Annotated in this window: 14 protein-coding genes and 2 pseudogenes; all 16 read right to left on the bottom strand. The window is 60.3% G+C overall.

Going from position 1 to position 11619, the window contains the following annotated elements:
- Positions 1-336: pseudogene (locus JNM42_RS10170) on the bottom strand (hypothetical protein); the annotation flags it as partial.
- 284 nt (positions 337-620) lie between these two features.
- Complete coding sequence (gene mog / locus JNM42_RS10165) at positions 621-1175, bottom strand: molybdopterin adenylyltransferase (RefSeq protein WP_294268990.1); 555 nt, start codon at positions 1173-1175, stop codon at positions 621-623.
- Positions 1172-2428 (bottom strand): gephyrin-like molybdotransferase Glp, encoded by a 1257-nt coding sequence (gene glp / locus JNM42_RS10160; protein WP_294268988.1) that lies wholly within the window; start codon positions 2426-2428, stop codon positions 1172-1174. Before glp ends, mog begins: the two co-directional genes overlap by 4 nt.
- A 105-nt stretch (positions 2429-2533) precedes the next feature.
- Positions 2534-3316, bottom strand: a complete 783-nt coding sequence (locus JNM42_RS10155) for a SprT family zinc-dependent metalloprotease (RefSeq protein ID WP_294268986.1) — start codon at positions 3314-3316, stop codon at positions 2534-2536.
- On the bottom strand, positions 3297-5054 hold the full coding sequence (locus tag JNM42_RS10150; RefSeq protein WP_294268983.1) for a class I SAM-dependent DNA methyltransferase: 1758 nt from the start codon (positions 5052-5054) through the stop codon (positions 3297-3299). The genes JNM42_RS10155 and JNM42_RS10150 overlap by 20 nt, the downstream gene beginning before the upstream one ends.
- A 43-nt stretch (positions 5055-5097) precedes the next feature.
- The gene (locus JNM42_RS10145) at positions 5098-6549 is read right to left on the bottom strand and encodes a nucleotidyl transferase AbiEii/AbiGii toxin family protein (RefSeq protein ID WP_294268980.1); all 1452 of its coding nucleotides are present in this window, start codon (positions 6547-6549) and stop codon (positions 5098-5100) included.
- Positions 6546-7355 (bottom strand): type IV toxin-antitoxin system AbiEi family antitoxin, encoded by an 810-nt coding sequence (locus JNM42_RS10140; protein WP_294268977.1) that lies wholly within the window; start codon positions 7353-7355, stop codon positions 6546-6548. Before JNM42_RS10140 ends, JNM42_RS10145 begins: the two co-directional genes overlap by 4 nt.
- A gap of 70 nt (positions 7356-7425) precedes the next feature.
- Positions 7426-7812, bottom strand: coding sequence for a hypothetical protein (locus JNM42_RS10135; protein WP_294268975.1), 387 nt, complete (start codon positions 7810-7812; stop codon positions 7426-7428).
- An 84-nt stretch (positions 7813-7896) separates the two neighbouring features.
- Positions 7897-8385, bottom strand: coding sequence for a type II toxin-antitoxin system RelE/ParE family toxin (locus JNM42_RS10130; protein WP_294268993.1), 489 nt, complete (start codon positions 8383-8385; stop codon positions 7897-7899).
- A 3-nt stretch (positions 8386-8388) separates the two neighbouring features.
- The gene (locus JNM42_RS10125; protein ID WP_294268972.1) at positions 8389-8673 is read right to left on the bottom strand and encodes a hypothetical protein; all 285 of its coding nucleotides are present in this window, start codon (positions 8671-8673) and stop codon (positions 8389-8391) included.
- Between the two features lie 66 nt (positions 8674-8739).
- On the bottom strand, positions 8740-9345 hold the full coding sequence (locus JNM42_RS10120) for a molybdenum cofactor guanylyltransferase (protein ID WP_294268970.1): 606 nt from the start codon (positions 9343-9345) through the stop codon (positions 8740-8742).
- Entirely contained in the window at positions 9342-9839 is a 498-nt protein-coding gene (gene mobB, locus JNM42_RS10115; protein WP_294268968.1) for a molybdopterin-guanine dinucleotide biosynthesis protein B, read from the bottom strand. Before mobB ends, JNM42_RS10120 begins: the two co-directional genes overlap by 4 nt.
- 196 nt (positions 9840-10035) lie before the next feature.
- Positions 10036-10461, bottom strand: a complete 426-nt coding sequence (locus JNM42_RS10110) for a molybdenum cofactor biosynthesis protein MoaE (protein WP_294268965.1) — start codon at positions 10459-10461, stop codon at positions 10036-10038.
- A gap of 1 nt (position 10462) precedes the next feature.
- On the bottom strand, positions 10463-10702 hold the full coding sequence (locus tag JNM42_RS10105) for a MoaD/ThiS family protein (RefSeq protein ID WP_294268962.1): 240 nt from the start codon (positions 10700-10702) through the stop codon (positions 10463-10465).
- Positions 10699-11223, bottom strand: coding sequence for a cyclic pyranopterin monophosphate synthase MoaC (moaC, locus tag JNM42_RS10100; RefSeq protein ID WP_294268960.1), 525 nt, complete (start codon positions 11221-11223; stop codon positions 10699-10701). The genes JNM42_RS10105 and moaC overlap by 4 nt, the downstream gene beginning before the upstream one ends.
- Before the next feature lie 36 nt (positions 11224-11259).
- Positions 11260-11619 (bottom strand): annotated as a pseudogene (locus JNM42_RS10095) (GTP 3',8-cyclase MoaA); the annotation flags it as partial.

Below are 11619 nucleotides of genomic sequence, written 5' to 3'. Positions count from 1 at the left end.
GGCAATGCCCTCGTTTTCGATTTCAAGCAGCATGTCGGTGGCAATGGCCTCGATTTCGGGTACCACCAGATGCGGTCGCTCGCGCTCGATGTCGGCGCGCAACGAGGGGCCATCGGTCATCGGCACCACGTGCGAACGGTGCGCGACTTGCATGCCGGGGGCGTCGGCGTAGCGATCGACGGCAATCGTCTCGACGCCAAGGCGCTGCAGGGCGATGATCACTTCCTTGCCCAGTTCACCGGCGCCGAGCAGCATGACGCGCGTCGCCGAAGGGCTCAAGGGCGTACCGAGTCTTTCAACGGGGTGCCGACGGGGTCCAATACTCGTGTTCGACATCGCGGAATTCCTTTCCACCGGTGAAGGTGGCAGATTCTAGCATGCGTCATTGGCCGGCTTTGGCTACCCGATCAACGCGCAGGGCAATGGGTGCAAACCCCCTCGCCCTGCGGGAGAGGGATGGGGTGAGGGCCAAACAATGGCCAATCCTTGTTTTGCGGTAGTCTGGCTTAACTGCGGTTTCCCGGTTAAAGACGGCAGGGTGGTTCTGCCCCACGGGATTTGCTTCGCGGCACCATTCTGGATTCCGGCTTGCGCCGGAATGACGGCAGGAGGCCGGACGCTTACTTTTTGGCGTGCGCCGGCCGGAACGCCGCGCAGAACTGCGCATCGGTTTCGAGCCAGGCGCCTCCGATCAGATCGATGCAATACGGCACTGCCGGGAATACGGCCTGCAGGCAATCGTCAATCGCCGAGGGCTTTCCGGGCAGGTTGATGATCAGGCTCCGGCCGCGGATACCGGCGGTCTGCCGGGAAAGGATCGCGGTCGGGACGAACTTCAGCGAGGCGCTGCGCATCAGCTCGCCGAAGCCGGGCAGCATCTTGGTGCACACCGCCTCGGTGGCTTCCGGCGTGACATCGCGCAGCGCCGGCCCGGTGCCGCCGGTGGTCACGATCAGGCTGCACCCTTCGCTATCGCTCAACTCGCGCAGCGCGTCCTCGATTAGCGGCTGCTCGTCGGGGATCACCCTGGCCACCGCCTGCCACGGGCTGGTCAGCGCGCGCGTCAGCCAGGCGTGGATCGCCGGTCCGCCCTGGTCTTCATAGACTCCACGGCTGGCACGGTCGGAAACGGTCAGAATGCCGATGCGGGCTACAGGTTTATGTTCGCTGTTCATGCTTCCCCCTCAAAACCTGCTTCACTCTGGAAAACGGTGCCATCGAGAAGTTGCACCTGCGCCAAATCGCCCGCGGCCTGTCCTGAACTCGTCGAAGGAACGACCAGCAATCCATCGGCCTGTGCCATCGACAACAGCGCACCACTGCTTTGGCTACCGGTCGAACGGGCCAAATAGTCACCGGCCGCATCGCGTTCAAGAACGACGCGGATGAACTCGGTGCGGCCCGGCCGAATGCTGACCGGATGCGCCAGGCGCGCGGCAAGCGTCCGCCGATACAGGCGCGGATGCCCCATCATCCGGCGCAGGGCGGGCAGGACAAACTGCTCGAAGCAGACCATGCTCGACACCGGATTGCCCGGCAGGCCAAAAACGATACTGCTGGCGGTGCTGCCGAAAGCCACCGGATGGCCGGGGCGCATTTCGACGCGCCAGAAGTGCATGTCGACGCCCAGCGCCTCAAGCGTCGGCCGCACATGATCGTGGACGCCCACCGAAGACCCGCCGGAAACCAGCAGCACGTCGAACAACAGGCCGCGCCGCAGAAACTGCGCCAGTTCTTCCGGATCGTCGCGGGCGATGCCGAGCAGCACCGGCTCGATGCCCAGAGCCTGCGCCTGCGCCATCAGCGCATAGCTGTTCGAGTTGGGGATCTTGTTGGCGTCGAAGGGCTCGTCGAGGCCTTCGAGTTCGTCGCCGGTGGCCAGGATGGCCACACGCGGCCGGCAATAGACCGTCACCCGAGCACATTTGACCGTCGCCAGAACGCCTATCACGCCGGGCGTAATTTCGGTCCCTGCGCTCAACACCACCTGCCCGTTGCGCATCGCTTCGCCGAGCCGGCGAATGTCATTGCCGGGTTTGACCGGGCAGTGGATTTCAACCCGACCCTCGTCCAGCATCTGCGTATCTTCGACCCGGATCACGGCATCGGCGCCGGCCGGCACCGGCGCCCCGGTCATGATGCGCGAGCACTGACCGGCGAGCACCGTTCTCGCCGGCCTGTCGCCGGCCTTGATGTCTTCGATGATGGTCAATGCGGCCGGCGTACTGGCGAGATCGGCACTGCGTAGCGCGAAACCATCCATCGCTGAAACATCGAAGGGCGGCTGATCGCGGTTGGCACGAATCTCTTCGGCCAGCACCCGCCCCAGCGAGTGTTCGAGTTTGACGATCTCGCTATTCAGGGTCGCCACATGCTGCAGAACGCAGTGTTGCGCGTCCCTGACCGAAAGATGATTTGCTTTGTTCAAGGGATTACCTTTCCTGATTCGATTTCAATTATTGATGGGGCGATTCAGGGAGCAAAGAGGTTGTCATTTCGATCCCAATCATGTCTCCGGCATTTCCGTCAATTTTCATAACATGGTTCTAGATCCACGCTGAGCCCAGGCGGGGACGAACTTCCAAGCATCGCGTATCCGACCATGCAGTGAATCTGTTGCCGGTTCAAACTGGCGGAGATGCGCCCAGAATCGGCTGGAATGATTACTTTCCAGCGTATGACAAAGTTCGTGCGCAATGACATAGCGAACCAGCTCACGAGGCAGAAACAACAGTTTGCAGTTCAGGCTCACGCGACCATGAACCGTACAACTGCCCCAGCGGGTTCGTTGATTCTTGACGGCCAAGTCGGTGTAGCGAAGCCCTGTCTGCTGAGCAACATTGGCCAACCAGGTCGACAAGGCAACTTTTGCATGACGTGCCAACCATCGCCGTAATGCCGTCTGGCAAGCCTCGACGTTTTCGATAGCGCCCGCCACCAGGATACGTCCCGGTTGATCGGTTCGAGCGCCGACCGTTTGGCTGCGGGTCGACCTGTACTCGACACGCCAGGACTCGGCGAGTGCAGGCAGATCAAAAGCCTGCGGCCTAACCGGTTCAGCGGCGCTTACCAGATGGCGCACCGCGTCGAACTCGGTCAGACGTTCGGCGATCCAATCGGCCTTACTGGCGACCAACTGCATGACTCGACCGCGTTCAACCCCTTTTGGAACGACTACCACCAATCCGTCACGGGCGCTGACTTTCAGGCGAAGCGAGCGCGCCTTGGCTGAAAAGCGAATCTCGAACTCCAGCGCACGCCCATCCGGCAAGTCCAGATGAGCCTGTCCGGATGGTTCAAGCGCCGGAGTCGTCACTGCCCGATCCGTCTGGCTGGGGTTTGTAGTGCCGGCGTTTGAGCGTCTGCAGCAATGTCCCGATGAATCCCATTGCATCGTCTGCCAGCAAGCCGGCGGAAGAGAACTGTTTGGCTACCATAAACAACAAGGCCCGCGAAAGTTCAGGATCTGCCGTACTGCTATTCCACCATCCAGGGAAGCAATGCTTGTCGGCTACCACCAAGGTGGCTGCTGCAATCTCGGCGGCCAGCGTTTCAGAAATGGCCGCATTGCGCATCTTGACCTTGAGTGCCAGTTGCTGAGCGATGGGGCGGTTAGCCTCATCCGCCGCCGCCCGAACGGCTTCGGTCAGTTTCTCAAGTTCCTCGATCAGCACAATGCCCGCCAGGGTACCAGCACGTTTTTCGTCGATCAGGCGCTGCAATTTTTCTGACAGCGAGCGGAAGTTTTCGTCCTGATCCATCCGAATGCGCAATTCGGCGGAAAGCATGGCCTCGATGTCGAGCGCTTTCGCATCCGGATTCTTGTCCTTCAACTTGGACAGGAAGTGCTCGTCCAGCACGTAGGTCGGGAACTCCGTTTCCAGCGCATCGACGTCGATGTGTTCGCGGATCAGTTCTCGGGTGCGTGCCGCGTCTTCTTCGGCTGCCTCGATGCTCTTGCTGGCATCCGGGTAGAACTTCTTACGGTACAGCATGTAAAGCTTGGTCAGCCAGGCATAGGGTCGAACAAAATCGCGCAACTGCTCATCGGGCTGCAAGGCCTCATAGAGCACGCGCAAATTGCGGTATCCGGTATCGTACCCCCAGTCCTCCAGCGAGAACGGTGGATTCATGATGACGCGATCGACCTGCTTGAGTCGGTTGTCGGCGGTAAGGTGGCGCGGGTCGCGCAGGCTGTCGCCCTGCTTGTGCTCCCACACCGGGATGCCGTGCAGGATCATGTTGATACGCGAGATATTGTAGGTCGTGACGTTGGATTCCTGCCCGTGCAACTGGAGCTGACGCACATCGCCGCCGTGTTTCTTGACATGGCGTATGCACTGCAACAGCAGGCCACCTGAACCGCTCGCCCAGTCACAGACCGACATGCCAGCTCGCGGTTGCAGTATCTCGGCCATCAGGAAACCCACCTCAGCCGGGGTGTAGAACTCGCCGCTGGACTTGCCCGCCTTGCTGGCGAAGTTACGAATCAGGTATTCGTATGCGTTGCCGAAGAGGTCGTCGGAAACGTGGGCGCGGTCGAAGCCCTGACTTCCGAAGTGGTTGATCAGATTGACCAGCTTGTCGCGCGGCAATTCGTCCTGCTTATTGAAGTCGATCTTGCCGGTGAGGATGCCGTCGAAATTATTCTGCCGGTGTGCATTGGCGCGCTCGACGGCGAGCATCGCGTCGTTGAGCGCCTGGCCCAACTGTCCTTTCGCAGTACGTGCAACCGCTTTCCATTCGGCTGCCTCCGGCACAATGAAGTGGTGGTTTTGCGGATCACGGGCCAGCAACAGCGCCTGCTCCTTCGGCATGCCCGCCGCTGTCAAGGTTGCGGCCTGGGTGCGCACTTCTTCCTCGAAGCAGTCGCTGATGCGCTTGTAGAAGAGCAGCGCGAATACATAGCCACGAAATTCGGAATGATCGGCGTTGCCACGCAGGATGTTGGCGGCGTGGTCGAGGTAGCTTTCGAGCTCGCCTTGAGTCATGCGCCGGGTTGGGCGGATGACAATGGGCGATTCAAGCGTGCTGAGGAGTTCGTCGAGGTTCATTTGTTGTGAGTTCTCTAGCCGTAGGCTGATAGCTTGCGTTTCGTCACTTGAGGTAACCGATGCGCCCTGGGCACGGCCACCCTTGCTTGTTCTTGTGCGGGTTCAGCGTCGAATCGTATTTTTCACGCTTGAACGTCTTGCCGCATAGTGTGCATTCGAAGGTGTAGGACAGACCGAAACCGCGTTGGGGTCTAGCGGGTGCTGCTCGCGCAAGTTTGCGCACTGCGAGCGAACGTGGTGACGAAAATGCCTTGAAGGCGACCGGGAGCCTCTCTACGGGTGGCGTATTGAGCGGACCGGACTCGGTCAGTTCAACGGCGTAGCGTGGCTTGAACGCCTGACGGGTGACCGTGGCCGACCGAATGCGGTCGAGGCGATAGGTACGAGGCTCACCTTTTGAGACGTCGACTGCCCGAAGAATCAAATTCCGTTCCTGCGTTTGTATCACAGCATAAGGCTCGATCATAGGGGACGTGCGCTCGCCACCCTCCTTCGCATATTCGAGTTGGATACACAGCCGGTTCGCGGCGGCAAACCGAATGGATTCCAGAGTACTGGCGCCAACGCCCCAAGCCATGACCATGGGTGGCAGGCGCCAGGTGGTGTCGACGACCTCGCGGCCAAACTGGATCGCCGGCAGCGGCGGAACTGAGGCATCGGTGTTCAACCAATCGAAGACTGCCGGCAACTCTTGCCAGAATTCATCGAACGGCGGACAGGTGGGAAGTTGGTGAGCGAGCATCTGCTCCCACTCCACCTCGATGGCTATGCGCTCTGGGCGGTCGGTGAGTGCGGCGTAGGTCGGAACCGGAATGCCCTTGAATTCACACTTGCGCAACAGCGTGCTACGCACGAGTGCCCGATCAGCTTGAAGGTCTTGCCGGCGATACAGGTGAACCACATCGTAAAGATCGCGCGGGCGCTGGCGTTCGGCCAGGGCGCGCATCTTTTCGGCAAATACTTCCTCGAAGCAATAGCTCAGGACGTGGATGCCCGCTTCGGGCAGGTCGCTGTAAGGATGGTGGACCGGCCTCTGCACAGGGGTGAGGACGAGCACTTCGTCGGTCGCCAGATCCAGCTTGATGCGTGGCGGATCGCCCGCGCGGCCTAATGGGCCACGGTAGCCCACCCGACCTTGCGCCGAAAGGTTACCGCGGGGATTGGTGAAAACTTCGAACTTGCGTGCCTCGGACGGGAGTAGCAGGCCACAGGCTTCGTAGACCCATTCACCGATTTCCTCGAACACTTCGGCGAGAAATTTCTCGTCCAGGTGCACTTTGTCTTGCAGTGTGAAGTCGAGGTCTTCTGAGAATCGGTAAGTCTCAAAGTAGCACTTCTTGAGGCAGGTACCGCCCTTGAATACCCACCGGTGGCCGATCACCGGATGGGCGGCGATGCCGGCAAGGAACCAGCCGAGCGCATAGTCTTTCTCGACGACGTTCGCCTGGAGCCGAAGCTCGGCGGCGAGTGCCATGATCTCCGGCTTGGAAATCATGACCTGGCCTCGCGCAACTCACTGGCAGAAACCCAGACGCGCCAGGCGGTGATCAGGCGATCAGCGGGAAGCGCAGGGTCCAGCTTGGCGTAACCGGCGGAGAGATTGGCGCGGCATTCTTCGATGAGCGCGCCTTGATCGGGATGATCACGCTGCAGCAGGTAGCCGAGACGCTTGTAGACGGAACCTGTACCGAGCTTGGCGGCATGAGTGCACAGCTTATCGGCCTCCTTGGGCTGTTCAATGAGCAGGTTCGTCAGCATCTCGGCCACATGGCGAATACCTCCGCCCAAGGCCGGGTTCGCCAGCATGTCGATGAGCGTTCGAGCGGGATCGGACACCTGCACGCGCGTACCGCCGCGCCAGACCGATTTCAAACCGACGAAGTGCGTTGCTGGTACTGTGTGAAGCTCAAACCTGGCCTTGCGCAAGACGGGTTTGCGATCATGCGGCCGCTTTGCAGTCATTACGCACAGCGACTGGAATATCTGCTCAGTGAGACCCCAATGCTCGGCAGCCGACCAGCCACCGATGTAACACGGGTTGAACATCGCTGTGGCGACCGCCCATGGATCTTCCAGCGCTACGTCGGGCGTTTCCGACTCGATGGGAACCGGTACATAGACCCCACGCTGAACTCTCGCCAACCAGCCTGCGCGTGACCAGGTGGCCAACCTTCGCGCAGCGACGGCTGGAGTTACGCCAAGTGCCACAACTGCTTCGCCAGGGGTAATGATCGGCGGATTATCGCGGAGCAGCCTGCTGAGCTGGCTTCGGGAGCTTGCACTAAGTCCGACTTGTTTCATGGCTATATATTAAGCGCAGTTAGATCGCTGATGCAAATGGTTCTACGCTTTCCATATAGCGATTTGCCCGTCAGTGGCGACTACCGTCCCAGCCCTCGGCTAGCATCTGCGTGTCCTTGACCCGGATCACGGCATCGGCGCCGACCGGCACCGGCGCTCCGGTCATGATGCGCGAGCATTGGCCGGCGAGCACCGTCCTCGCCGGCCGGTCGCCGGCCTTGATGTCTTCGACGATGGTCAAGGTGCTTGGCGTACTGGCGAGGTCGGCGCTGCGCAACGCAAAACCATCCATCGCCGAAACATCGAAGGGCGGCTGATCGCGGTTGGCACGAATCTCAACGGCCAGCACCCGCCCCAGCGAATGTTCTAGTTTGACGATCTCGCTATTCAGGGTCGCCACATGCTGCAGAACGCAGTTTTGCGCGCCCCTGACCGACAGATGATTTGCATTGTTCAAGGGATTACCTTTCCGATTCGGTTTCAATTGAATAGATTGAACTGCGGCGGTCGCGTGAAGATTTCCATAAGGGAAGCACTTTGGTTACTGAAGAACGGTGGCGGGTAGCGTCACAATGGGATACGTATCATCACTTTCCATGATTTCATCGAGCGGTTCGAGAAGCGATCTAGCTTCCTCTGCATATGCCATCGCTGCCGTTCTTTCTGAGATTTTTCTCCCAAGAATCAAGAGTTGCTGTCCCAGTGCGTGCTGGGTATGTGGCATCGGATATGCCTCGAAGGCAGTCCTCGCCTGCCCCAAATATCCTGCTTCACGCTGATGCCGGATCGCAAGAATCAGGACTGCGTCATGCGCTTCCTCCAGACTGTAGAGGGCCAGGTAACCGCTTCGTCCGCGAGAGATGACCAGTTCCCGCAATCCATACTCTACGGGTCGTCCGATCAGCGGATGACGAATCAATACGCTTACGGCTTCCTCAAACAACTCAAACGTCTCGGCTGCCGCCGCATAATCAATCCCGACCAGGAAGTCGGTCAGCCTTTCGAGATCGGCAAGCGCTCTTGCCCAAATAGCTCAGCTTTGCCAAGACTTGGCTTTTGGCTTTGCTGACTTGGTGCCGGAAATACGCGCCTTCAGGTAGGCATGAACCTCGCTGGCCTCATACCCCTTGCCGGTGCTCAACATTTGTTCCCGTGCCGCTTGAGCCTCGCTGACGAAACTGTCCCGACGTTCCGCTGAAGTGGCTGCCTGCTCTATCGCTTGTACCATGAATGCATGTGGCGACACGCCTTTCTTCTCGGCTGCGGCAACGGCCCGTTGCTTTAGCTCGTCAGATAGCTTGAGAGATGTAGTTGTCATTGTGGTGCACCTTTTCGCCTGGCGGTGGCACCAAAGTAGCACCGCCGTACTGTGAGGTGCAATGCTTTATTGCTTCTGCTGGCAGGGTAAATTTGTTCGCCTTGCTATCGCCACATCCTGCGGTGTATCGAGATCGAAGAAGCTGCGCAATCCGGGGTCGCTCTGCAGCATGTCCGATTCGTCGACATAACAGACGTTCAACTGCTCAAGCGCCGCGCGCAGACTGCGCCTGCCCTCTGCTTCAAGCAGGGCGCGCAGCGTATCCAGGCCGCTGGCCGAATAGAATGCGGCCAGGGGTTGCGGGTGCCCGTGCACGACGGGCACCACGGCCTGATAGCCGGAACGACGTTGCGCCAGCCGTTCGATCAGCGCGGGCTGCACGAAAGGCATGTCGCTGGCTACGGCAAAAATCCAGGGCGTACCGGCCTGCGCCAGCCCGGCGCACAGCCCGGCCAGCGGCCCGGCGTTGGGGTATTCGTCACAGACTTGCGGCAATGCAATCTCGGGACGGTGCTGGCGAACGCTGACCAGAACTTGCGGAAACATTGGCTGCACGATGGCGATCACTCGCTGCAGCAGCGTTCGATCGCCGAGCAGAAGCTGCGTCTTGTCGCAGCCCATGCGCTGCGAATCGCCGCCGGCCATGACCAATGCGGTGCACTCCTCGATCATCGCGCGGTGTGCTCAAGCAGAAAGCTGGCCAGTCCGGCGATGTTGTCGAGCGCAAAATGCGGGAGCTGCGGATAAACCTCGTCCATGTCGGTGACGATGGCGATCAGTCCATCTTCGATGGCGCAGCGTGGCGGTTTGCCGCAGGCACGCCGCAGGACCTCGATCTTGACTCCCGGGGCCAGCGAAAAGCCCTCGGCCAGAACCATGTCGGCCTCACCGAGAAAGCGCTCGGCCAGTTGCGCCGGATCGCGTCGATCTACGGCATCGGCCACCAGTTGCAACTCGTCGGAAGTGACCAGCATGCTCATCGCGGCGCCGGCCTGCTTGTAGCGCCAACTGTCCTTGCCCTCCCTGTCAAGCGCGACCTTGTGGTGCGCATGCTTGATGGTCGCCAGACGAAAGCCTCTGGCCGTCAATTCGGGCAACAGTTTCTCGACCAGCGTGGTCTTGCCGGCACCGGAATGTCCGACAAAAATGAATACCGGGGTAACCATGGACTTCATCTGCAAAAACGCGGTATGGCGTGATACCCATGGCGTAAGCCCTCATCCCCAGCCCTTCTCCCGCAGGGAGAAGGGGGCAAACCCCTTCGCCCTGTGGGAGAGGGGCGGGGTGAGGGCCAAACGCTGGCCAAATCTCGTGTTGCGGCCAATTTGTCACTCATGTCTGCGGTTTCCGGATTCGTTGAACTCATGGATGCGGCGTTACCCAGCAATCGCCTTGCGGCGTGATCTCTTTTTTCCAGATGGGAACGCGTTCCTTCAGCTGGTCGATGATCCACTGGCAGGCTAGCAGGGCCGGGGCGCGATGTTCGGCGCCGGTGGCGATGAAGACGATCGAATCGCCAGCGCGTACCACGCCCAGACGATGCACGATGCGCGCATCGATCAGGCCGAAGCGCTCAATCGCTTCCTTGCGCAGTTTCTGCATCTCGGCCACGGCCATCGGTTCGTAGGCGTCGAAACTGATTTCGCTGACCTCGCGGCCTTCGGAAAAGTCACGCGCGCAACCGAGAAAGGTGGCGATGCCGCCGATGCGTTTTGAACCGGCCTGCAGTGCCCGGATTTCCTCGTCGTGCGAGAAGTCTGCAAGTTGAATGCGAACGGGGCCTTGCATCTCATCCCCCCGAAAACTTCGACATGAAGACGACTTCGCAATTGTCTGCCAGCGGCAGGGATCTGTCCCTGACCTGCTCGCCATTTACGGCGGCCAGGGTGACCAGTGCGAAGGCTTCCGGATACCTGGGCTGCAAGTGCGCCTGCACATCCTGCAAGCGCATCCCGGACTGATATTCAAGCTCCAGGCGGCTGGCGCCAACGCGTTCGGCGACCGGCCCGAAAAACAGCACGGTGATCATCGGGCCTCTTTTCCTGTGGTCTCGTCACGGCGCAAGAGTCCGCTCTTGCCGCCACGTTTCTCATCAAGCTGGACGCTCTCGATGCGCATGCCGCGATCAATCGCCTTGCACATGTCGTAGATGGTGAGCAGCGCCACGCTCGCCGCGCACAGCGCTTCCATCTCGACCCCGGTCTGCCCGGTACACGTGGCGGAAGTCACCACCCTGATACCGACGCATCCGTTTTCATCCGGCACCAGTATCTCGCTGAACTCGACCTCGACGCCGCTCAGCGCCAGCGAGTGACACATCGGAATCAACTCCGCCGTTCGCTTGGCGGCCATCACCGCAGCGACATCCGCCACGGCCAGCACGTTGCCCTTGGCGATGTTACCGGCGCGGATGCGTTCCAGCGTCGCCGCCTGCATGCGCAGAATCCCGCTGGCGATGGCCACGCGCCGGGTCGCCGATTTTTCCGACACGTCGACCATGCGCGCCCGTCCGGCAGCGGAAAAGTGAGTCAAGTCATTCGTTTCGTCCACCTGGAATCCTGTTCAATCCAAAGCCAAGGTTAAAGCTCAACCCCCAATGTACGACATCTCGATCTTTCGCCGTGGTACTTCTGTTGCCGCATGGCGCAATTGCGAGTAACGGTCGCTGCGCCGTCCCCAGGTATCGACGATCAGGCGGCTCAGGGCTTCATCGTTGGAGTTGTGCCGTAGCGGGTCGCGCAGATCGACACCCTCCGAGGCAAACAGGCAAGTATAGAGCTTGCCGTCGGTGGACAGCCTGATCCGGCTGCATTCGTGACAAAAAGCCTGCGTCACCGAGGCGATCACACCGATCTCACCGCCACCATCGACGAAAGACCAGCGCTTTGCCACTTCACCTGTGTAGTTGGCGTCGATCGCCTGCAGTGGGTAGTGGGGCTTGATCGT

The organism is Propionivibrio sp., assembly GCF_016790145.1.
Taxonomy (GTDB): domain Bacteria; phylum Pseudomonadota; class Gammaproteobacteria; order Burkholderiales; family Rhodocyclaceae; genus Propionivibrio.
This window is presented reverse-complemented; position numbering and strand designations above follow the sequence as displayed.

What these genes read in the sequence shown, in the direction of transcription:
- mog (WP_294268990.1), bottom strand. Translation starts at nt 1,175, where the DNA reads ATGAACAGCGAACATAAACCTGTAGCCCGCATCGGCATTCTGACCGTT.
- JNM42_RS10150 (WP_294268983.1), bottom strand. Translation starts at nt 5,054, where the DNA reads ATGAACCTCGACGAACTCCTCAGCACGCTTGAATCGCCCATTGTCATC.
- JNM42_RS10145 (WP_294268980.1), bottom strand. Translation starts at nt 6,549, where the DNA reads ATGATTTCCAAGCCGGAGATCATGGCACTCGCCGCCGAGCTTCGGCTC.
- JNM42_RS10140 (WP_294268977.1), bottom strand. Translation starts at nt 7,355, where the DNA reads ATGAAACAAGTCGGACTTAGTGCAAGCTCCCGAAGCCAGCTCAGCAGG.
- JNM42_RS10125 (WP_294268972.1), bottom strand. Translation starts at nt 8,673, where the DNA reads ATGACAACTACATCTCTCAAGCTATCTGACGAGCTAAAGCAACGGGCC.
- JNM42_RS10120 (WP_294268970.1), bottom strand. Translation starts at nt 9,345, where the DNA reads ATGATCGAGGAGTGCACCGCATTGGTCATGGCCGGCGGCGATTCGCAG.
- mobB (WP_294268968.1), bottom strand. Translation starts at nt 9,839, where the DNA reads ATGGTTACCCCGGTATTCATTTTTGTCGGACATTCCGGTGCCGGCAAG.
- JNM42_RS10110 (WP_294268965.1), bottom strand. Translation starts at nt 10,461, where the DNA reads ATGCAAGGCCCCGTTCGCATTCAACTTGCAGACTTCTCGCACGACGAG.
- JNM42_RS10105 (WP_294268962.1), bottom strand. Translation starts at nt 10,702, where the DNA reads ATGATCACCGTGCTGTTTTTCGGGCCGGTCGCCGAACGCGTTGGCGCC.